Here is a 21719-nt window from a genome sequence, read left to right as displayed (position 1 = left end):
AAAACGGAATGTCTTCCTTGCTACGCGCCACCCTGATCACCCTGGCCCTGCTGACCAGCGCCGGTTGCACCAGCAAACCGGTGCTCAACACCCAGCACGACTTGCCAGCGAGTGCCCAGATCAGCGAAGAAAAAGTCAAACAGGTGATCGTCGCCGCCCTGCAAAAACGCGAATGGACCGTGCTACGCCAGAGCCCCCAACGGGTGCAGGCCGAGATCACTGTGCGCAACCAGTACTACGCCGCCATCGACATCCGCTACACCCGCAACAGCTACGCCATCACCTACCGCGACAGCCGCGACCTGGGCTACAAGGACGGCAAGATCCATCGCAACTACAACCGTTGGGTGAGCATGCTGGATCGGGACATCATGGCGGGGTTGCGTTCGGCTGGAATGCAGTAGACCCGGAAACGACAAAGGGCGCCTTTCGGCGCCCTCTTCACAAACAGGTTGGCTTGTCATCGCCGCTTCCTGCCTGGCTCTGCGATTGCTGGTTGCCCAGGATCCTCAGAGTCTCACAAGCCCCTTTCGGGAACTCGGGCAGTATGCCTGAAAACCTCCCCTCAGCAATTGCAGGCAAACCGCCGCTCATCTGCCGCTAAACTCACCGCAACCCAAGCGCGCTGCGAACCGCCGCCTTACGCCTCAACAACTCCACAAACGCCTTCGCCATCGGCGTTTGCACGTCCTTGCGCTGCACCAGCCACACCGCCGTCACCGCCTCCTGATCGAGCAAGGTGCGATAGACCACGCCATCGATGCGGATGCGCTGGTAAGACGCCGGCAGCACCGACACGCCCAACCCCGCCGCCACCAACCCGATGATGGTCATCGCCTCCCTGGCTTCCTGGGCAAAGTGCGGGCTGAAGCCGGCGTCGCGGGCGAGGTTGAGCAGTTGCGCGTAGAGGCCGCTGCCGTAGCTGCGCGGGAAAAACACGAACGGTTCGTCTGCCAATTGCGCCAGGTGCAAACCGCACTCGCTGCCTTGCACCAAGGGATGACCGGCGTTGAGCACCGCCACCAAGGGTTCGCGCATCAACTCCACCACACTCAGCGAATCCGGCAACGGCAGCGGGCGCATCAAGCCGACCTGGATCGACTCATCCACCAGCGACTCGGCGACCACAGCGCTGCTCATTTCCTGCAAATTCAGGTGGACCGCCGGGAACGCCTGACGAAACGCAAAGATCGCCTGGGGGATGCTCGAATTGAACGGCGCCGACGACGTGAAGCCGATCTTCAGTTCACCCAGCTCACCCAACTGCGCCCGGCGTGCCACATCTGCGGCCTTATCGACTTGCGCCAGCACCAGTCGCGCCTCGTGCAGGAACAACCGCCCGGCTTCGCTCAGCTCGACCCGACGGTTGGTGCGTTCGAACAAGCGCGCGCCCACCTCGTGCTCCAGCGCCTGGATCTGCTGGCTCAGAGGCGGTTGCGAGATGCCGAGGACCTGCGCCGCCCGGCCAAAATGCAGTTCTTCGGCGACGGCAATGAAGTACCGTAGATGACGTAATTCCATAGCAATACCATTAGGTCGTAAAAGCTATCAAACAGGTCGAACAATATATTGGAAAGAATCATTAGGCAGCTATATTCTTTTTCAGATTGCCGGTCCTGGCAGGCTTTTCCTCCCCGAGGTCCCCGTGAAATCTGCTGTCGCTCCATTCGCTCAAGAAGTCCCGCCGACCGCCCTGGATGAGGTCGTGGCGCAGCTCAATGACGCGTACATCGAAAAAGGCACGCCGATGTTCATGCGCACCGTGTTGGCGCTGTTCTCCGGCGGGTTCGCGACGTTTGCCCTGCTGTATTGCGTGCAGCCGATGATGCCGGCGTTGTCCCACGAGTTTTCCATCAATGCGGCGCAAAGCAGCCTGGTGCTGTCGGTGTCTACGGCGATGCTCGCCCTGGGCCTGCTGATCACCGGGCCGATTTCCGACACGCTGGGGCGCAAGCCGGTGATGGTCGCCGCGTTGTTCTGCGCCGCGCTGGCCACCATCGCCAGCGGCCTGATGCCGAGCTGGGAAGGGATTTTGCTGATGCGCGCGCTGGTGGGGCTGTCGCTGAGTGGCCTGGCCGCCGTGGCGATGACGTACCTGAGCGAAGAGATCCACCCCCAGCACATCGGCCTCGCCATGGGCCTGTACATCGGCGGCAACGCCATCGGCGGCATGAGCGGGCGGCTGATCATTGGTGTGTTGATCGACTTCGTCAGTTGGCACACGGCAATGCTGATCATCGGCGCCCTGGCCCTGATCGCCGCGACGGTGTTCTGGAAAATCCTCCCCGAATCGCGCAACTTCCGCGCCAGTAGCCTCAAGCCGCGCAGCCTGGTGGACGGCTTTGTCGTGCACTTCAAGGACGCGGGCCTGCCGTGGCTGTTCCTCGAGGCCTTCCTGCTGATGGGCGCGTTCGTGACGATGTTCAACTACATCGGCTACCGCTTGCTGGCCGACCCGTATGACCTGAGCCAGGCCGTGGTCGGTCTGCTGTCGCTGGTGTACCTCTCGGGCATCTACAGCTCGGCGAAAATCGGCTCCCTGGCCGACCGCCTCGGCCGCCGCCGCGTGCTGTGGGCCACCATCGTGTCGATGCTTGCCGGCATCGTCCTGACCCTGTTCACCCCGCTGTGGCTGGTGATACCCGGCATGCTGGTGTTCACGTTCGGCTTCTTCGGCGCCCACTCGGTGGCCAGCAGCTGGATCGGCCGCCGCGCGGTGAAGGCCAAGGGGCAAGCGTCGTCGTTGTACCTGTTCTGCTACTACGCGGGGTCGAGCGTTGCCGGCACCGCGGGTGGGTTCTTCTGGCACTTCGCCGGGTGGAACGGGATTGGTGGGTTCATCGTCGCACTGTTGATCGGCGCGTTGCTGGTGGCGCTGAAGCTGGCGAAACTGGCGCCGCTGCAAACGGCCTGACAAACAAAAACGCCCGGCATAAGCCGGGCGTTTTTTATTGCGCGCCAATCACTCGTGATACTGCGCCGACAACTCATGCACCGCACGCAGGAACGCGCCGGCATGTTCCGGGTTCACTTCCGGCGTAATGCCGTGACCCAGGTTGAACACATGCCCGCTGCCCTTGCCGTAGCTGGCCAGGATACGCCCGACTTCGGTGCAGATGGCTTCCGGCTTGGCGTACAGCACGGTCGGGTCCATGTTGCCTTGCAGCGCGACCTGGTTGCCGACGCGGCGGCGGGCTTCGCCGATGTCGCAGGTCCAGTCCAGGCCCAGGGCATCGGCGCCGACATCGGCGATGCTTTCCAGCCACAGGCCGCCGCCCTTGGTGAACAGGATCACCGGCACTTTACGGCCTTCGTGTTCACGGATCAGGCCGCTGACGATCTTGCGCATGTAGGCCAGGGAGAACTCCTGGTACGCCGCCGACGACAGGTTGCCGCCCCAGGTGTCGAAGATCTGCACCGCTTGCGCGCCGGCCATGATCTGGCCGTTGAGGTAAGAGGTGACCGACTGCGCCAGCTTGTCCAGCAGCAAGTGCATGGCCTGTGGGGTGTCGTAGAGCATGGCCTTGGTCTTGCGGAAGTCTTTCGACGAGCCGCCTTCGACCATGTAGGTGGCCAGGGTCCAGGGGCTGCCGGAGAAGCCGATCAGCGGCACGCGGCCATTGAGCTCGCGGCGGATGGTGCTGACGGCGTCCATCACGTAACCGAGGTCTTTGTGCGGGTCCGGGATCGGCAGCGCTTCGATGTCGGCCAGGGTGCTGATGACTTTCTTGAAACGCGGGCCTTCGCCGGTCTCGAAGTACAGGCCTTGGCCCATGGCGTCAGGAATGGTGAGGATATCGGAGAAGAGGATGGCCGCATCCAGTTCCGGGTAGCGGTCCAACGGCTGCAGGGTGACTTCGCAGGCGAACTCCGGGTTCATGCACAGGCTCATGAAGTCACCGGCCTGGGCGCGGCTGGCGCGGTATTCCGGCAGGTAGCGACCGGCTTGACGCATCATCCATACAGGGGTGACGTCAACGGGCTGCTTGAGCAGGGCACGAAGGAAACGGTCGTTCTTGAGGGCAGTCATGTCGGCATCCGCAAAAAAAGTACGGGCATTTTCTCAGAGCGCGACGCAAAAGGCACGGGATGAGCCGTGCCTTTTTTCTATCGCGTTGATTTACGACAATCTCTTGGGCACATCAAAACCAAATGTGGGAGGGGGCTTGCTCCCGATTGCAGTGTGTCAGTCTCAGTATCTTTAACTGAACCACCGCTATCGGGGGCAAGCCCCTCCCACATTTTGGCCACATTTCAAAGATGAAATGGGTTAGACCTGCAGGTAATCCAGGATCCCTTCGGCGGCATTGCGGCCTTCGAAGATCGCCGTTACTACCAGGTCGGAGCCGCGCACCATGTCGCCACCGGCGAAGATTTTCGGGTTGCTGGTCTGGTGCTTGTACTGGCCTTGTTCCGGGGCGACGACGCGGCCCTGGCTGTCGGTCTGGATCTGGAACTGCTCGAACCACGGCGCCGGGCTTGGGCGGAAGCCGAACGCGATGACCACGGCGTCGGCCGGGATGATCTCTTCGGAACCCGGGATCGGCTCAGGGCTGCGACGGCCACGGGCATCCGGTTCGCCGAGACGGGTCTCGACCACCTTCACGCCTTCGACGCGGTCTTCACCGACAATCGCGATCGGCTGGCGGTTGTAGAGGAATTTCACGCCTTCTTCCTTGGCGTTCTTCACCTCTTTGCGCGAGCCCGGCATGTTCGCTTCGTCACGACGATACGCACAGGTCACGGACTTGGCGCCCTGGCGGATCGAGGTGCGGTTGCAGTCCATCGCGGTGTCGCCACCGCCCAGCACCACGACCTTCTTGCCTTTCATGTCGACGAAGTCTTCCGGCGACTTTTCAAAGCCCAGGTTGCGGTTGACGTTGGCGATCAGGAAATCGAGCGCGTCGTGCACGCCCGGCAGGTCTTCACCGGCAAAGCCGCCTTTCATATAGGTGTAGGTGCCCATGCCCATGAATACGGCATCGTATTCGGCGAGCAGTTGCTCCATGGTCACGTCTTTGCCGACTTCGGTGTTCAGGCGGAACTCGATGCCCATGCCGGTGAACACTTCGCGACGGTGGCTCAGGACGGTTTTTTCCAGCTTGAACTCGGGGATACCGAAGGTCAGTAGGCCGCCGATTTCCGGGTTCTTGTCGAACACCACCGGGGTCACGCCGCCACGCACCAGCACGTCGGCACAGCCCAGACCCGCCGGGCCCGCGCCGATGATCGCGACGCGCTTGCCGTTCGGCTTGACCTTGGACATGTCCGGGCGCCAGCCCATGGCGAAGGCGGTGTCGGTGATGTACTTCTCCACCGAACCGATGGTCACCGCGCCGAAGCCGTCGTTGAGGGTGCAAGCACCCTCGCACAGACGGTCCTGCGGGCACACCCGGCCGCAGACTTCCGGCAGGGTGTTGGTCTGGTGCGACAGCTCGGCGGCGGCGAGGATGTTGCCCTCGGCCACCAGTTTCAGCCAGTTGGGAATGAAGTTGTGCACCGGGCACTTCCATTCGCAATACGGGTTACCGCACCCCAAGCAGCGGTGGGCCTGGTCGGCCGAGTGCTGGGGTTTGAAGGGTTCGTAGATTTCCACGAACTCTTTCTTGCGTTGACGCAACAGTTTCTTCTTCGGATCTTTGCGCCCGACATCGATGAACTGGAAGTCGTTATTCAGACGTTCAGCCATGTTAAAACCTCATCAAACTCTTCAGGCGCATATCACTGCGGGTTGGCACGGATGCTGGAAAGCAACGATTTCAGGTTGGCAGCCTTGGGCTTGACCAGCCAGAAACGACGCAGGTAATCATCAAGGTTCTCAGCGAGGTTACGACCCCATTCGCTGCCGGTTTCCTCGACGTACTCGTCCAGCACGTGCTGCAAGTGGTTACGGTGGGATTCCATCGCTTCGCCGCTGATCCGCTGGATCTCGACCAACTCGTGGTTGACCCGATCGACGAAGGAGTTGTCCTGGTCCAGCACGTAGGCGAAACCGCCGGTCATGCCCGAACCGAAGTTGTAACCGGTCTTGCCCAGTACCGCGACAAAGCCCCCGGTCATGTACTCGCAGCAGTGATCGCCAGTGCCTTCCACCACCGTGTGGGCACCGGAGTTACGCACGGCGAAACGCTCACCGGCCGTACCGGCGGCGAACAGCTTGCCGCCGGTGGCGCCGTACAAGCAGGTGTTGCCGATGATGGCACTGTCCTGGGTCTTGTAGACGCTGCCTTTAGGCGGAACGATCACCAGCTTGCCGCCGGTCATGCCCTTGCCCACGTAGTCGTTGGCGTCACCTTCCAGGTACATGTGCAGGCCGCCGGCGTTCCACACGCCGAAGCTCTGGCCCGCGGTGCCGGTGAAGCGGAAGGTGATCGGCGCCTTGGCCATGCCCTGGTTGCCGTGCTTGCGCGCGATTTCGCCGGAGATGCGTGCGCCGATGGAGCGGTCGCAGTTGCAAATGTCCATGCTGAATTCGCCGCCGCTGGCGTCGTTGATCGACGAAGTGGCCATCTCGACCATCTTCTCGGCCAGCAGGCCTTTGTCGAACGGTGGGTTGCGCTCCACCTGGCAGAATTGTGGCTTGTCTGCCGGGATGTGATCGCTGCCCAACAGCGGCGTCAGGTCCAGGTGTTGTTGCTTGGCGGTCTGGCCTTCGAGGATGTCCAGCAGATCGGTGCGGCCGATCAGCTCTTCGAGGGAGCGCACGCCCAGTTTGGCCAGCCACTCACGGGTTTCTTCGGCGACGTAGGTGAAGAAATTCACCACCATGTCGACGGTGCCGATGTAGTGATCCTTGCGCAGCTTCTCGTTCTGAGTGGCGACGCCGGTGGCGCAGTTGTTCAGGTGGCAGATGCGCAGGTATTTGCAGCCCAGGGCGATCATCGGCGCAGTGCCGAAGCCGAAACTTTCGGCGCCGAGGATGGCGGCCTTGATCACGTCGAGGCCGGTTTTCAGGCCGCCGTCGGTCTGCACGCGGACTTTGCCGCGCAGGTCGTTGCCGCGCAGGGTCTGGTGCGTTTCGGCGAGGCCCAGCTCCCACGGTGCGCCGGCGTACTTGATCGAGGTCAGCGGCGAAGCGCCGGTGCCGCCGTCGTAGCCGGAGATGGTGATCAGGTCGGCATAGGCCTTGGCCACACCGGCGGCGATGGTGCCCACGCCGGCTTCCGCGACCAGTTTCACCGAGACCAGGGCCTGCGGGTTGACTTGTTTAAGGTCGAAAATCAGCTGCGACAAGTCTTCGATCGAGTAGATGTCGTGGTGCGGCGGCGGCGAAATCAGGGTCACGCCCGGCACCGCATAACGCAGCTTGGCGATCAGACCGTTGACCTTGCCGCCTGGCAGTTGGCCGCCCTCACCGGGCTTGGCACCCTGGGCGACTTTGATCTGCAGCACTTCGGCGTTGACCAGGTATTCGGGGGTTACACCGAAACGGCCAGTCGCCACTTGCTTGATTTTCGAGCTCTTGATCGTGCCGTAGCGCGCCGGGTCTTCACCGCCTTCGCCGGAGTTGGAACGCGCACCCAGGCGGTTCATGGCTTCGGCCAGGGCTTCGTGGGCCTCGGGCGACAAGGCGCCCAGGGAAATACCGGCGGAGTCAAAGCGCTTGAGGACCGATTCCAGCGGTTCGATTTCGCTGATGTCCAGCGGCGTATCCAGGGTTTTCACCTTGAACATGTCGCGGATCATCGACACCGGGCGGTTATCCACCAGCGCGGTATATTCCTTGAACTTGGCGTAGTCGCCCTGCTGCACGGCGGCTTGCAGGGTGCTGACCACGTCCGGGTTGTAGGCGTGATATTCGCCACCGTGTACGAACTTGAGCAGGCCGCCTTGCTGGATCGGCTTGCGCGCACTCCAGGCTTCGGCCGCCAGGGCTTTCTGTTCGGCTTCGATGTCGACGAAACGCGCACCCTTGATGCGGCTCGGCACGCCACGGAAGCTCAGGTCGCAGACTTCTTCCGACAGACCGATGGCCTCGAACAACTGCGCGCCACGGTAGGAGGTGACGGTGGAGATGCCCATCTTCGACAGGATCTTCAGCAGGCCCTTGGTGATGCCTTTGCGGTAGTTCTTGAACACCTCGTAGAGGTCGCCCAGGACTTCGCCGGTACGGATCAGATCACCGAGCACTTCATAGGCGAGGAACGGGTACACCGCCGAGGCGCCGAAACCGATCAGCACCGCGAAATGGTGCGGGTCGCGGGCGGTGGCGGTTTCCACGAGGATGTTGGAGTCGCAGCGCAGGCCTTTTTCGGTCAGGCGGTGATGGACCGCGCCGGTGGCCAGGGAGGCGTGGATCGGCAGCTTGCCCGGTGCAATGTGACGGTCGGTCAGCACGATCTGGGTACGCCCGGCGCGCACGGCTTCTTCGGCCTGGTCCGCGACATTGCGCACCGCGGCTTCAAGGCCGAGGCTCTCGTCGTAGTTCAGGTCGATGATCTGACGGTCGAAGCCTGGGCGCTCCAGGGTCATCAGCGAGCGCCACTTGGCCGGGGAAATGACCGGCGAGCTGAGGATCACGCGGGAGGCGTGCTCAGGCGATTCCTGGAAGATGTTGCGCTCGGCACCGAGGCACACTTCCAGGGACATCACGATGGCTTCACGCAGCGGGTCGATCGGTGGGTTGGTCACCTGGGCGAACTGCTGGCGGAAGTAGTCGTATGGCGTGCGCACGCGCTGGGACAGCACGGCCATCGGCGTGTCGTCGCCCATCGAGCCGACCGCCTCGTAGCCTTGCTCGCCGAGCGGACGCAGCACCTGGTCGCGTTCTTCGAACGTGACCTGGTACATCTTCATGTACTGCTTGAGCTGGTCGATGTCGTAGAACGCCGAACCGTGGTCGTTGTCTTCCATGGTTGCCTGGATGCGCAGGGCGTTCTTGCGCAGCCATTGCTTGTACGGATGACGCGACTTCAAGCGGTTGTCGATCGCATCGGTGTCGAGGATCTGCCCGGTTTCGGTGTCAACGGCAAGGATCTGCCCAGGGCCGACGCGGCCTTTGGCGATCACGTCTTGCGGCTGGTAGTTCCATACGCCGATTTCCGACGCCAGGGTGATGAAACCGTTGGTGGTGGTCACCCAACGCGCCGGGCGCAGGCCGTTACGGTCGAGCAGGCACACCGCGTAGCGGCCGTCGGTCATGACCACGCCGGCCGGGCCGTCCCACGGTTCCATGTGCATCGAGTTGTACTCATAGAACGCCCGCAGATCGGGGTCCATGGTCTCGACGTTCTGCCACGCAGGCGGAATGATCATGCGCACGCCACGGAACAGGTCGATGCCGCCGGTGACCATCAGTTCGAGCATGTTGTCCATGCTGGAGGAGTCGGAGCCGACGCGGTTGACCAGCGGGCCGAGTTCTTCCAGGTCCATCAAATCGTTGGCGAACTTGGTGCGACGGGCCACAGCCCAGTTGCGGTTGCCGGTGATGGTGTTGATCTCGCCGTTGTGGGCGAGGAAGCGGAATGGCTGGGCCAGCGGCCATTTCGGCAAGGTGTTGGTGGAGAAGCGCTGGTGGAACACGCAGATTGCGGTTTGAAGGCGCTCATCGCTCAGGTCCGGATAGAAGGCGGTCAAGTCCGCCGGCATCATCAGGCCTTTATAAATGATGGTCTTGTGCGAAAAGCTGCAGATGTAGTGGTCGGTGTCAGCGGCATTGGACACGGACGAGCGACGACGCGATGTGAACAGCTTGATCGCCATGTCCTGGTCGCTCAGGCCGTCGCCCGCGATGAACACTTGTTCGATCTGCGGCAGGCGCTCCAAGGCCAGGCGGCCGAGCACGCTGGTGTCGATCGGCACTTTGCGCCAGCCGACGAGTTGCAGGCCGGCCGCGAGGATTTCGCGGTTCATGTTCTCGCGAGCGGCTTCGGCTTTGACCGGGTCCTGGTTGAAGAACACCATGCCCACCGCGTACTGCTTGGGCAGGTCGGCCGCGAAATGTTCTTTGGCGACAGCGCGCAGGAACAGGTCGGGCTTTTGAATGAGCAAGCCACACCCGTCACCGGTCTTGCCGTCGGCGTTGATCCCACCACGGTGGGTCATGCAGGTCAGGGCCTCGATGGCCGTTTGCAAAAGGGTATGACTGGGCTCGCCCTGCATATGGGCAATCAGGCCGAAACCGCAGTTATCCTTGAATTCATCGGGTTGGTACAGACCTGCTTTCATAGACGCTTTCTCACCAGGCTGCCTCTTATATCGAGGCAAATTTCTTTTCAATTCAACCAGTTACCTTCCACGCCGAACGTTCGTCGGCTTTGCAGGGGCAAAAGGGAGGTCATTGTACACACCGACACAGACGCTCACAAATTTAGCGACGAGATGTCGCAAATCTATGTCGCATTTATGAAAGGTTTAAAGCGATATGCTGTGCTAGTCAAAACTTTTTTAATTTTGACCGCTACGACTCAAAAGCCACTGTGACGCAGACACCACAACGCGCGCGGCCTTGAAGGCTGCACGCACTTGCGGTTTTTTTTGAGGTGCCGGGAGGGCGGCCTGGGTAAGGCCGCCGGATCTTCAGCGAGTTGCTGCCAGTTCTTGTTGAACGCTGGCAACAGTGCGAGGCCAAGGTTTACCAGCCTGAACCTTCGCTGGCAAGGCTTTGATAGCGGTATCGGCGGCAGCACGGCTTGAGAAGCTGCCGTAAGTGATCACGTAAAGCGGCTTGCCGTTGAGCACTTTCTTGAAATAACGGTACTCGCCGCCCTGCTCTTTGACGAAGGCTTGAGCGTTGGCTTCGGAGCTGGTGCCGAGGATCTGCACCACGAAGTTACCGCTAGGCTGGCCGGTGTACCAACTGCTGCCGGTGGCGCCGGCCTTGGCAACGGTCACGGGTTTTTCAACCGGCTTGGTGACGGGCGCCGGTGCTGGCTTGGCGGCAGGTGCTGGCGCTGGTGCGACCGGTTTGGTGACGGGCGCCGGCTTGGCAGTCGCGACCGTAGGCGCAGGCGTTGGTTTTGCCGCCGGTTGACCGGCGGGGACGCCCGCAGGTGGCGCGGTGGTGGTCACGGTCGGCGGTACGGCGCTGGAGCCTTCCACCGGCACGCCGTCGTCGCCTTCGGAGATACCGCCGGCCGCTTCGGCGAGCGGGCCACGCATGACAGGCTGGCCGACCATCGGCAGGCTGGTCGGTTGGCCGGAGTTGGCGAACTCGACATTTGGCGTCGGTTTACCCAGTGGCAACTGCGCCTGTTCGGTTGGCGCGCCAGCAGTGGTCGGTGCCTTGCTGCGACCCGGGATCAACCAGGCAGCGGCGACAGCGACCACGACAACGGCGGAAATAGCCAATACGTGCTTCTTAGGCATAGTGAACCCCATCTTTGGACGCTTAACCGCAGAGCGGCTGGCAATCATGGCTTCGATCATGGCATCCCGGGCGACCTGATTGATGGTGCCAGGCCAGCCGTCGGAGCTTTCGTGAATATCAGAGATCTGCTGAGCGGAAAAAAGTTCGATGCCCTGCCCGGCGCCTTCGAGACGTTGCGCCAGGTATTCGCGGGTTTCTTCCTCTTCATACGGCTGCAATTCGATGACGTGGAACAGCTCCTGCTCGCCGCTGATCTGCTCCAGAGCGGCGATCAGGGACGATTCACCGAACAGGAACACATGGGGGCGACCTTCGGGCGTGCCCGCCGCCAGCGCCAGCAGCGCTTCGAGGGCAGATTCGTCAAGCTGCTCGGCGTCATCCACCAGCAGGTAGACTTCTTGGCCGGTCAGGCCCAGTTGCACCACTTGCTTGAGGATCGCATTCGGCTCGGCGCTGGAAACATTCAGGGCCTGGGCCACCTGGCGCAGCACACCCGCCGCATCACCGGCGCCACGGGCCGACACCACCACGCTTTGGACCGATTGCTTGTTGGTGCTGGCGACCAGCGCCTGGCGCAACAGGGTCTTGCCACTGCCCAACGGGCCGGTGACGACCAGCAACAGCTGGCTGTAGCGCGCGAGATGATGCAATTGCCCGAGCACCGGTTTGCGCTGCGCAGGGAAAAATTTGAAACCAGGTACCCGTGGAGCAAAAGGGTCGTGGCTTAACTGGTAATGGCCGAGGAACGCCTCGTCGGCATGCAAACTAGTCATCGGGCTCTTATTAACCTTTAAGCTGGGCCAGGGCGCGGTAATCCGCTCCCAGCGTGGCCTGTAAAATCTCTTTCGGATAATCGTCGGTCACTACCGCTTCGCCTATGCGACGCAGGAGCACCAGTCGCAGTCGACCGTCGATCACTTTCTTGTCTATCGCCATATGTTCGAGGAAATCCGCCTCGGTCATCTCCTGAGGCGGGATCACCGGCAATCCTGCGCGCAGGAACAGGCGGATGCCACGATCCCGCTCCTGGGCGCTGATCCAGCCCAGGCGTTGCGACATCTCCAATGCCATCACTGTGCCAGCCGCTACGGCTTCCCCATGCAACCACACACCATAGCCCATGTGCGTTTCGATCGCATGGCCGAAGGTGTGGCCCAGGTTCAGGGTGGCCCGAACGCCGGACTCCCGTTCGTCGGCATTCACCACCAGCGCCTTGGCGGCGCAGGAACGCGAGATCGCCTCGGTCAGCGCCACCTGGTCGAGCGCGCGCAGAGCGTCGACATGTTCTTCCAGCCAGGTCAGGAACGGTTCGTCACAGATCAGCCCGTACTTGATGACTTCCGCCAAGCCCGCCGACAGTTCGCGCGGTGGCAGGGTGTTGAGGGTCGCGGTGTCGATCAGCACGGCCTGGGGCTGATAGAACGCGCCCACCATGTTTTTGCCCAGCGGATGGTTGATGCCGGTCTTGCCACCCACCGACGAATCGACCTGGGACAGCAGGGTGGTCGGCACCTGGATGAAATCCACGCCGCGCTGGTAACAGGCGGCTGCAAAACCGGCCATGTCACCAATCACGCCGCCACCGAGGGCGACCACGGTGGTGCGCCGATCATGGCGTGCGGCCAGCAGGCCATCGAAAATCAGTTGCAGGGTTTCCCAGTTCTTATGGGCTTCGCCGTCGGGCAGCACCACGGAGATCACCGAATACGCCGCCAGGCTACGGCTCAGACGCTCAAGATACAGCGGCGCGACCGTTTCATTGGAGATGATCGCCACTTGCCGACCGGCAATATGCGGTGCGAGCAACTCGGGTTGGTCCAGCAGACCTTCGCCAATATGGATCGGATAGCTGCGCTCGCCTAGATCAACCTTAAGTGTCTGCATGTGTCCCCGCGTTGAAGATGTATTAACGACCGGCAATGTCGCGATCCGACGTCGCCTGATGGCTCTACGCCACACCCCACAGGGTAATAACGCGCCGCCGAGAATAGCGCATTTCGGGCCTGGCTTTAACGGGGTGGCAGCCGTTGCAGGCGCTCAAGAATGTCGAGCACCACCATCCGAGGTGGCCGCTCATCGGTTTCCACCACCAGATCGGCGATTTCCCGATACAGCGGATCGCGCAGCGCCAGCAGATCCCGCAGGGTTTTCGCCGGGTCGGCGGTGCGCAGCAGTGGGCGATTGCGATCGCGCGCGGTGCGCCCTACCTGCTGCTCGACCGACGCATGCAAATAGACCACCCGACCACCGGCATGCAGTGCCCGGCGGTTCTCCTCGCGCATCACGGCACCGCCGCCGGTCGCCAAGACCACGCCGTCGCAGCCGCACAGCTCGGCAATCATCGCCTGCTCACGGTCACGAAAGCCCAGCTCGCCTTCCTTATCGAAGATCCACGGGATATTGGCGCCCGTGCGCAATTCAATTTCCTTATCGGAGTCTTTGAATGGCAGGCGCAGCTCTTTGGCCAGCAAACGGCCGATGGTGCTTTTTCCAGCGCCCATCGGTCCTACAAGAATCAAATTTCGCACAGAATCAATGACTCACAGCAATCGCCTGGTTATTCATAATACGTGGAGTCAGGAATACCAGCAGCTCGGATTTTTTCTCCGCCAGCACATCGCGCCGGAAAAGGCGGCCAAGATACGGCACATCGCCCAAAAATGGCACTTTATCTACCACTTTGCTTTGGGTATTGGAGAAAACTCCGCCAATGACGATGGTCTCGCCGTCCCTGACCAGCACCTTGGCGTTGACCTCGTTTTTCTTGATCGGCGGTACGTCGTTGAGTTTGTTCAGATAATCCGGCTCATCCTTGGTGACTTTCACCGCCATGATCACGCGGTCGTCAGGCGTGATTTGCGGGGTGACTTCCAGGGACAGCGACGCCTCCTTGAACGACACCGAGGTTGCACCGCTGGAGCTGGACTCCTGGTAGGGAATCTCGGTGCCCTTGAGGATGCGTGCAGTTTCCTTGTCGGACGTGACCACCTTGGGCTGCGAGACGATCTCGCCGTTGCCGGTTTTTTCCATGGCGGTCAGTTCCAGGTCCAGCAGCAGGTTGTCGGTGATAAACGCGATACCCAGGCCGGAAGTGCCGGTGAGCGCGCCCAAGTCGACGAAGGGCGCACTGGGCGGATTGTCCACAGGCTCCGTCCCTGGCGCCGGGGGTTGCTGGACACCACCGGCGCCCCAGTTACCGCGATTGACCTGCCCTCCCCAGCGCACGCCCAGGCTTTTGTCGTAGTCGACATTGGCCTCGACAATCCGCGCTTCGATCATCACCTGGCGCACCGGAATGTCCAACTGCGCCACGATGCGTCGCAGCTCTTCCAGGCGCTCGCCGGTCTGGTAGGCAATGATGTTATTGGTGCGGTCATCCACCGCCACCGACCCACGCTCATCGGTGGTGCCTTCAAGGCCCGTCACCGACTGGAACAACTTGGCCAGGTCCGCAGCCTTGGCGTAATTGACCTGCAGCAGCTCGCGACGCAATGGCGCCAGTTCGGCCATCTGCTTGCGCGCCTCCAGCGTCAGCAGTTCGCGCGCGGCCAACTCTTCGGCGGGCGCCACCAACAGCACGCCGGCCTTTACCCGCTTGTCCAGCCCCTTGCTTTGCAACACCAGGTCCAGCGCCTGATCCCAAGGCACGCCCTTGAGCCGCAGGGTGATCGAACCCTGCACATCGTCGCTGGCGACCAGGTTCAGGCCCGCCACATCGGCAATCTGCTGCAATACAGCGCGCAGCTCGATGTTCTGGAAGTTGAGGTTCAGCTTGTCGCCGGTATAGGTGCCTGATGCCGCGCTGCCGGGGGGCGGCAGTTGGATCAGATCCACACGATTGGGCACAGCAGCAGCCATCGGTGCCGTGAACGCTATCCATAGCGCCACACCGAAGGACGAGAAAGTCCTTTTCATTGTTTGATTCCGTTATGAGTTGACGTTTAGCACGAGGGTTCGCGGGCGCTCCAGCCATGCGCCCTGTTCATCGGGAAACAACTCGACCAATTCGACATGGCCTTCATCAATGGCCGTGACCCGACCGTGGTCCGGCCCAAGGTAATCGCCGACCGCCAGCCTGTGGACGGTGGTCGCGGCACGTAGCAGGGCGAAGGTCTGCATGCCTCGGGACAGCGTGCCGACCATTTCGAACTGGTCGACAGCGATACCTTCCAGGACCCCACGGGCGCGGCCGAGGTCCGGCGCGAGCGCGGGCCGGCCAGGCACGTGATCGACCTGCAAGGCGCGTGGCTGGAACGGATTGCGCAAGGCAAGCGCGTCATAGACAAAGCGCGGCCCCGGCTCGGCGGCCTGGCCCGGCTGAGCGCCCGGCGATGGATTGCGATACGTCTTGGCCAGCAACTCCAGGCGCAATGCCGCCCCATCAACTCGCAGCGCGACATCATGCACCGTGACGATGCGCGGCAAGCCGCCCAAGGCGCTCACAAACATCGCCAGGTCGTGATAAGCCCCGGTGACGCGCAGGCGTAACGGCTGCTCGATATAGAGTGGCCGGGGCTGCTCATCCAACAGCACGATATCGTCGACGAGCACCGCATTGGCCGCGCCCAGCCGGGCAATATCTTCGAGCAAAGCGGGCACCTCGGCCGCGCCAGGCAACTGCTGCATCAGCCCGGAAAAGCTCGCCTGCATCGCCTGAAACTGCAGGCTGCGCGCCTCAAGGCTGGCAGCAAGGCCAGCCTTTTCGGCCACTTGGCGCTGCAAAACGGCGCCCTGCGCCTCGATCCCCTCCAGCCGCTCCCGCGATGGGCTCAGGTACATCCCATCGCCCACCCACAGCACCAGGCCGGCGAGCGCGCAGCCGAGCAGGGCCTTGGCGGGCAAGGGCCAGTTCGCAGCGTTATGGGTGAGAGCGGAAAAGTCGAGCCTGGGCAGGCTCACGGCTGGGCCTCGACGGACTCTCCCTGGCGCACCATCAATTGAAACTCGTTGCTGCCCTGGCCATCTTCCATCCGCACATGTTGCAGCCGAGTGGCGTGGGCGCCTTCGGACGCTTGCAGGCGGCGCATCAGTTGGGCGATGTCCTGGCTGGAGTCAGCGCTGCCTCGGATGCTGACCGTATCGCCCTTCGCCACAACCTCGTGCAAATGCACCCCGTCAGGCACCGCGCGAGCCAACTGATCCAAGAGCTGGGCACCGGCCGAGCGGGCTTCGTTCAAGTCTTGCACGACCTTCATGCGCTCCGCCAATTGCTGGCTTTGTTCCTGCAGGTCATCGATGGTCTTGATGCGCGAGTCGAGGACGGCAACGTCGTTGTCCAAGTGGCTATTGCGCGTCACTTGTCGATTGATCGCCTGGTCGATCACCTGATCGGCCAGCCACACTGCAGCGAGCGCCACGCAGGCAAACGCCAGCAGCAGCACCAGGAAGAATTTGCGCCGCCGTTCCGCCAGCGCCTGGCGCCAGGGCAAAAGGTTGATTCGTGTCATCAAGCGAAACTCCTCAGGGCCAACCCGCAAGCAATTCCCATCCCGTGGGCATCCACGGCCCATTGTGCGCCATCGACTCGATGGCCCGGCGTGAAGCTGGCGAAATCCTGACTGCAAGCGCGCGCCAATGCAAATGCTTCCACATCCACCACCGTCGGCACCAGCCCAGCCAGGCTCAAAACCGCGACCCGAGCCTCTACCTGGGCCTTATGGCACGCCGCGAGCAATACATCAACCCGCGCCAGGTTCTGGGCCGATGGCCCGCGAACCTGGAAATCCAGGGCCATCTCATCCAGCGGGTACGGGATGTACTGGTCGGCCTCCATCTGGATCATCCAGGTCATTTCTTCCTCACTAAGCCCTGCCTCCAACTCGATCACCCGCGTAATCACCGAGGGGCCCGACACGGCCACGGCCGCTTGCCGGGCCGAGGTGCGCAACCGGGCTAACGCCTGGGACAACGCCTGCCCGACGCCGTCGAGGTCGAGCATGCTGCTATCGACCACGGCTTGGGCCGGTAGCGTCTGCGTGGCGTAGCGTTGTACGGTGTAGCCAGTGGGCGAGCGGCCGAGTTCGATCAGCCGGATGCCCGTGTCCTGAATGTCGACACCCAGGACGGTCTCGACTTTTTGCCTGAAAAATCCCTTTCTCATAAAACTCCCTAAAACTTTCCCTGTCATACCGCCTGATTGGCGCGGGGCACCGTGCATTCGGTCGCCTTGTTTGCGAGGCGCGAATGACGCCCCAAGCTGAAAAATGCTTTAATGCCCAGCGTTTTTTCCCGCTTTTTATCTGCAGCTCGGGGCGATTCATCGTTTGCCATGCATGCCCCGGCGCCTAACCCATTCTTTTCTCTGGAAATCCAAAAGCCTTGATTCGTCTGCTGAAGTTTTTCGGGTACTCCATTGTCGCCATGGTTTGCGGGCTGCTGCTCGTCCTCAGCGGCGCCTACCTCTACCTTAGTCCGGGTTTGCCCTCCGTAGAGGCCCTGAGAAGCATCCAGTTGCAGATTCCTTTGCGGGTCTACAGCAGCGATGAAAAACTGATCGCGGAGTTCGGCGAAATGCGCCGCACCCCGATCCGTTTCGCGGATATTCCGCCCAATTTCATCAACGCCCTGCTGTCGGCCGAGGACGATAATTTCGCCAACCACTACGGCGTCGACCCCAGCAGCCTGGTGCGGGCCGCCACGCAATTGGTAAAAAGCGGACACATTCAATCCGGCGGCAGCACGATCACCATGCAGGTGGCGAAGAACTTCTTCCTCACCAGCGAGCGCAGCTTTTCGCGCAAAGCCACCGAGATCCTGCTGGCACTGCAGATCGAACGTCAGCTGACCAAGGACGAGATCCTTGAGCTGTACGTCAACAAGATCTACCTGGGCAACCGCGCCTACGGCATCGAAGCCGCGTCCCAGGTCTACTATGGCAAGTCGATTCGTGATGCCAGCCTGGCGCAGATGGCCATGATTGCCGGCCTGCCCAAGGCGCCATCGCGCTTCAACCCGCTGGCCAACCCGGCGCGCAGCAAAGAGCGGCGCGACTGGATTCTGGGGCGCATGTACAAGCTGGGTAAAATCGACCAGAGCGCCTATGAAAGCGCGGTGGCCGAGCCGTTGAACGCCAGCTACCACGTACCGACCCCGGAAGTGAACGCCCCGTATATTGCGGAGATGGCGCGGGCCGAGATGGTCGGCCGTTATGGCAGCGAGGCTTACACCGAAGGCTTTCGCGTAACCACGACCGTTCCGAGCAACTTGCAGGAAATCGCCAACAGCGCGGTGCATGAAGGCCTGATCACCTACGACCAGCGCCACGGCTACCGCGGCCCCGAATCACGCCTGCCGGGCAAGACCCTGAGCGCCTGGACCACCGAACTCGGCAAGCAGCGCACGATTAGCGGCCTCGAACCGGCCATCGTCACCCAGGTGAAGAAGGACGGCGTGCAGGTACTGACCCGCACCGGCGAAGCGCATGTGGCGTGGGACAGCATGAAATGGGCGCGCCCATTCCTGAATACCAACAGCATGGGCCCGATGCCCAAGCAGCCGTCGGACGTGGCGCAGGTGGGCGACTTGATACGCGTGCAACGCCAGAAAGACGACAACCTGAAATTCAGCCAGGTGCCGGTCGCCCAAGGCGCGCTGGTTTCCCTCGACCCGCAGAACGGTGCGATCCGCGCCCTGGTCGGCGGCTTCGCGTTCGAGCAGAGCAACTACAACCGCGCCACCCAGGCCAAGCGCCAGCCGGGCTCGAGCTTCAAGCCGTTCGTCTACAGTGCCGCCCTGGACAATGGCTACACGGCCGCCAGCCTGGTCAACGATGCCCCGATCGTGTTTGTCGACGAGTACCTGGACAAGGTCTGGCGCCCGAAGAACGACACCAATACCTTCCTCGGCCCGATCCGCATCCGCGAGGCGCTGTACAAGTCGCGCAACCTGGTGTCGATCCGCTTGCTGCAGGCGATGGGCGTGAGCAAGACCATCGACTACATCACGCGCTTTGGCTTCAACAAGTCGGACCTGCCGCCGAACCTGTCCCTGGCCCTGGGGACGGCGACCCTCACGCCGATGGAAATCGCCACCGGCTGGAGCACGTTTGCCAACGGCGGTTACAAGATCACGCCGTACCTGATCGACAAGATTGAAAGCCGCAATGGCGACACCCTGTTCACCGCCAACCCGCCACGGGTGCCGGGGGATGTGGTCAACGGCGTGGTAGCCAGCGATGGCCTGGCCGCACCGAGCAACGGCGGTATCACCATCGAGCCGACCCCAGGCGCCACGCCCGCGGCAAACCCGGCGGCCGCACCTGAACCGCAAGCGCCGGCGGTGGCCGAGCGCGTGGTGGATGGCCGCACCACCTACATCCTCAACAGCATCCTGGAAGACGTGATCAAGAAAGGTACCGGCCGCCGCGCACTGGCCCTGGGCCGCGCGGACATCGCGGGCAAGACCGGTACCACCAACGAATCCAAGGACGCCTGGTTCTCCGGCTACAACGCCGACTACGTGACCACCGTGTGGACCGGCTACGACCAGCCGGAAAGCCTCGGCCGCCGCGAGTTCGGCGGCACCGTCGCGCTGCCGATCTGGATGAGCTACATGGGCGCGGCCCTGAAGGACAAGCCGCTGCATACCCAGCCAGAACCGGAAGGCATCCTCAGCCTGCGGATCGACCCGGTCAGTGGCCGTGCGGCATCGCCGAGCACGCCGAATGCGTACTTCGAGCTGTTCAAGAGCGAAGACACGCCGCCGTCGATCAACGAACTGGGCAATGGCGTGGCACCGGGCAGCCCGCTGCCGGCGGATGAGGCGGCACCGATCGATCTGTTCTGACGGAGTCTGTGTTTGGACACAGATCCAATGTGGGAGCCCGATAGCAGTAGACCAGTCAACTCATCAGGTGACTGACACACCGCTATCGGGGGCTAGCCCCCTCCCACATTTGGTTCTGCGCAGGCCTTGGGTTTATAGCCAGACAGCAAAAAGCCCCGACTCGCGAGAGCCGGGGCTTTTTGTTGGTGCGCTACAACGGCTTAGCCGTTGAACACATCATCCACGCTTTGCAGCGGGTAGTTTTTCGGATACGGCAGGGTGGCCACACCGGTCTCGATCGCGGCTTTGGCCACGGCGTCGGAGATCAGGGTGATCAGGCGCTTGTCCATTGGTTTCGGAATGATGTACTCACGACCGAATTCCAGCTTGGCGCCACCGTAGGCATCGCACACATCCTGAGGCACCGGCAGCTTGGCCAGTTCACGCAGGGCGTTGGCGGCAGCCACTTTCATTTCTTCGTTGATGCGCTTGGCGCGAACGTCCAGGGCACCACGGAAGATGAACGGGAAGCCCAGTACGTTGTTGACCTGGTTCGGGTAGTCCGAACGGCCGGTGGCCATGATCACGTCGTCGCGGGTGGCGTGTGCCAGTTCCGGCGCGATTTCTGGGTCCGGGTTGGAGCAGGCGAACACGATCGGGTTGGCCGCCATGGCCTTCAGGCCTTCAGCGCTCAGCAGGTTCGGACCGGACAGGCCGACGAACACGTCGGCACCGTCGAGGGCCTCAGCCAGGGTGCGCTTGGAGGACGGATGCGCAAACATCGCCTTGTACTGGTTCAGGTCGGTACGCTCGGACTGGATCACGCCCTTGCTGTCGACCATGTAGATGTTTTCCAGCTTGGCGCCCATGCTGACGATCAGCTTCATGCACGAGATGGCCGCAGCGCCGGCGCCCAGGCAGACGATCTTGGCGTCAGCCAGGGTTTTGCCAGCGATTTCCAGGGCGTTGATCATGCCGGCCGCAGTAACGATCGCGGTGCCGTGCTGGTCATCGTGGAATACCGGAATGTCGCACTGCTCGATCAGGGCCTTTTCGATCTCGAAGCACTCAGGTGCCTTGATGTCTTCCAGGTTGATGCCACCGAAGGTGATGGAAATGCGCTTGACGGTGTCGATGAAAGCCTGCGGACTCTCGGAATCGACTTCGATGTCGAACACGTCGATGCCGGCAAAGCGCTTGAACAGCACGCCCTTACCTTCCATGACTGGCTTGGAGGCCAATGGGCCGAGGTTACCCAGGCCGAGAATCGCGGTGCCATCGGAAATCACTGCAACCAGGTTGCCTTTGCCGGTGTATTTGTACGCCAATTCAGGGTCACGGGCGATTTCACGTACAGGCTCGGCAACGCCAGGGCTGTAGGCCAGCGACAGGTCGCGGGCGGTGGCAGTGGCTTTGGTGAGCTCTACACTCAGCTTTCCTGGACGAGGAAGGGCATGATATTCGAGAGCGGCAGTTTTCAAATCAGACATATCGGCATTCCGCTTTTACTGTTGGTCGACGGACCGCCGAGGATACTCGTGTCGTAAAGCCCCTACAAGACTGGACAGTCACAGGTGTCAAGGGCTATGCACTACGACTTTTGGCCAAGAGCTGCGGAATACAAGGAGCGGACTGCTCACAATCTGCT

15 protein-coding genes and 1 pseudogene are annotated in these 21719 nt (G+C 62.0%); 3 read left to right on the top strand and 13 right to left on the bottom strand.

What is annotated here, in order from left to right; genetic code table 11:
- Window positions 1–8: 8 nt before the first annotated feature.
- Window positions 9–404 carry a hypothetical protein gene (locus tag ACP7CJ_RS10445; RefSeq protein ID WP_426100463.1) on the top strand — a complete coding sequence of 132 codons (396 nt, stop codon included), beginning with the start codon at window positions 9–11 and terminating at the stop codon, window positions 402–404.
- A 202-nt stretch (window positions 405–606) separates the two neighbouring features.
- Here ACP7CJ_RS10445 and ACP7CJ_RS10440 read toward each other — a convergent pair whose 3' ends face one another.
- Window positions 607–1521: a LysR family transcriptional regulator gene (locus ACP7CJ_RS10440; RefSeq protein ID WP_276195953.1), complete on the bottom strand. Its 915-nt coding sequence runs from the start codon at window positions 1519–1521 to the stop codon at window positions 607–609.
- 124 nt (window positions 1522–1645) lie between these two features.
- Here ACP7CJ_RS10440 and ACP7CJ_RS10435 point away from each other — a divergent pair, with 124 nt between their 5' ends.
- Complete coding sequence (locus ACP7CJ_RS10435; RefSeq protein ID WP_276195952.1) at window positions 1646–2914, top strand: MFS transporter; 1269 nt, start codon at window positions 1646–1648, stop codon at window positions 2912–2914.
- A gap of 48 nt (window positions 2915–2962) precedes the next feature.
- Here the strand turns inward: ACP7CJ_RS10435 and hemE are convergent, their stop codons facing one another.
- The 11 genes and pseudogenes from hemE to ACP7CJ_RS10380 form a co-directional block, all read right to left on the bottom strand.
- The gene (gene hemE, locus ACP7CJ_RS10430) at window positions 2963–4030 is read right to left on the bottom strand and encodes a uroporphyrinogen decarboxylase (protein ID WP_276195951.1); all 1068 of its coding nucleotides are present in this window, start codon (window positions 4028–4030) and stop codon (window positions 2963–2965) included.
- Window positions 4031–4270: 240 nt separating this feature from the next.
- Window positions 4271–5689: an FAD-dependent oxidoreductase gene (locus ACP7CJ_RS10425; RefSeq protein ID WP_426100465.1), complete on the bottom strand. Its 1419-nt coding sequence runs from the start codon at window positions 5687–5689 to the stop codon at window positions 4271–4273.
- Window positions 5690–5721: 32 nt separating this feature from the next.
- On the bottom strand, window positions 5722–10167 hold the full coding sequence (gene gltB, locus ACP7CJ_RS10420) for a glutamate synthase large subunit (protein WP_276195950.1): 4446 nt from the start codon (window positions 10165–10167) through the stop codon (window positions 5722–5724).
- A 351-nt stretch (window positions 10168–10518) separates the two neighbouring features.
- Complete coding sequence (locus tag ACP7CJ_RS10415; RefSeq protein ID WP_276195949.1) at window positions 10519–12081, bottom strand: SPOR domain-containing protein; 1563 nt, start codon at window positions 12079–12081, stop codon at window positions 10519–10521.
- A 10-nt stretch (window positions 12082–12091) separates the two neighbouring features.
- The gene (aroB, locus tag ACP7CJ_RS10410) at window positions 12092–13192 is read right to left on the bottom strand and encodes a 3-dehydroquinate synthase (protein WP_276195948.1); all 1101 of its coding nucleotides are present in this window, start codon (window positions 13190–13192) and stop codon (window positions 12092–12094) included.
- Window positions 13193–13317: 125 nt separating this feature from the next.
- Window positions 13318–13836: a shikimate kinase AroK gene (aroK, locus tag ACP7CJ_RS10405; RefSeq protein WP_024072964.1), complete on the bottom strand. Its 519-nt coding sequence runs from the start codon at window positions 13834–13836 to the stop codon at window positions 13318–13320.
- A 4-nt stretch (window positions 13837–13840) separates the two neighbouring features.
- Window positions 13841–15094, bottom strand: a pseudogene (locus ACP7CJ_RS10400) (type IV pilus secretin PilQ); the annotation flags it as partial.
- Between the two features lie 141 nt (window positions 15095–15235).
- Window positions 15236–16207, bottom strand: coding sequence for a pilus assembly protein PilP (locus tag ACP7CJ_RS10395; protein WP_276195947.1), 972 nt, complete (start codon window positions 16205–16207; stop codon window positions 15236–15238).
- The gene (locus ACP7CJ_RS10390) at window positions 16204–16755 is read right to left on the bottom strand and encodes a PilN domain-containing protein (protein ID WP_276195946.1); all 552 of its coding nucleotides are present in this window, start codon (window positions 16753–16755) and stop codon (window positions 16204–16206) included. Before ACP7CJ_RS10390 ends, ACP7CJ_RS10395 begins: the two co-directional genes overlap by 4 nt.
- Window positions 16755–17408, bottom strand: coding sequence for a type IV pilus biogenesis protein PilM (pilM, locus tag ACP7CJ_RS10385; protein ID WP_276195945.1), 654 nt, complete (start codon window positions 17406–17408; stop codon window positions 16755–16757). The genes ACP7CJ_RS10390 and pilM overlap by 1 nt, the downstream gene beginning before the upstream one ends.
- A gap of 23 nt (window positions 17409–17431) precedes the next feature.
- A complete protein-coding gene (locus ACP7CJ_RS10380; RefSeq protein WP_276195944.1) occupies window positions 17432–17578 on the bottom strand; it encodes a hypothetical protein in 147 nt (48 codons plus the stop codon).
- 48 nt (window positions 17579–17626) lie between these two features.
- Between ACP7CJ_RS10380 and ACP7CJ_RS10375 the strand changes: the two genes are divergently transcribed.
- Window positions 17627–20092 carry a penicillin-binding protein 1A gene (locus ACP7CJ_RS10375; RefSeq protein WP_426100467.1) on the top strand — a complete coding sequence of 822 codons (2466 nt, stop codon included), beginning with the start codon at window positions 17627–17629 and terminating at the stop codon, window positions 20090–20092.
- Window positions 20093–20292: 200 nt separating this feature from the next.
- Here ACP7CJ_RS10375 and ACP7CJ_RS10370 read toward each other — a convergent pair whose 3' ends face one another.
- Window positions 20293–21561: a malic enzyme-like NAD(P)-binding protein gene (locus tag ACP7CJ_RS10370; protein WP_247406539.1), complete on the bottom strand. Its 1269-nt coding sequence runs from the start codon at window positions 21559–21561 to the stop codon at window positions 20293–20295.
- Between the last annotated feature and the right edge of the window lie 158 nt (window positions 21562–21719).

The sequence above is a fragment of the Pseudomonas sp. PSPC3-2 genome, from assembly GCF_049897085.1.
GTDB lineage: Bacteria > Pseudomonadota > Gammaproteobacteria > Pseudomonadales > Pseudomonadaceae > Aquipseudomonas > Aquipseudomonas paraveronii.
This window is presented reverse-complemented; position numbering and strand designations above follow the sequence as displayed.

Coding starts and splice junctions, on each gene's coding strand:
- aroB (WP_276195948.1), bottom strand. CDS start 13,192: ATGCAGACACTTAAGGTTGATCTAGGCGAGCGCAGCTATCCGATCCAT.
- ACP7CJ_RS10415 (WP_276195949.1), bottom strand. CDS start 12,081: ATGACTAGTTTGCATGCCGACGAGGCGTTCCTCGGCCATTACCAGTTA.
- pilM (WP_276195945.1), bottom strand. CDS start 17,408: ATGAGAAAGGGATTTTTCAGGCAAAAAGTCGAGACCGTCCTGGGTGTC.
- ACP7CJ_RS10425 (WP_426100465.1), bottom strand. CDS start 5,689: ATGGCTGAACGTCTGAATAACGACTTCCAGTTCATCGATGTCGGGCGC.
- gltB (WP_276195950.1), bottom strand. CDS start 10,167: ATGAAAGCAGGTCTGTACCAACCCGATGAATTCAAGGATAACTGCGGT.
- ACP7CJ_RS10370 (WP_247406539.1), bottom strand. CDS start 21,561: ATGTCTGATTTGAAAACTGCCGCTCTCGAATATCATGCCCTTCCTCGT.
- ACP7CJ_RS10445 (WP_426100463.1), top strand. CDS start 9: ATGTCTTCCTTGCTACGCGCCACCCTGATCACCCTGGCCCTGCTGACC.
- ACP7CJ_RS10440 (WP_276195953.1), bottom strand. CDS start 1,521: ATGGAATTACGTCATCTACGGTACTTCATTGCCGTCGCCGAAGAACTG.
- ACP7CJ_RS10390 (WP_276195946.1), bottom strand. CDS start 16,755: ATGACACGAATCAACCTTTTGCCCTGGCGCCAGGCGCTGGCGGAACGG.
- hemE (WP_276195951.1), bottom strand. CDS start 4,030: ATGACTGCCCTCAAGAACGACCGTTTCCTTCGTGCCCTGCTCAAGCAG.
- ACP7CJ_RS10380 (WP_276195944.1), bottom strand. CDS start 17,578: ATGGCAAACGATGAATCGCCCCGAGCTGCAGATAAAAAGCGGGAAAAA.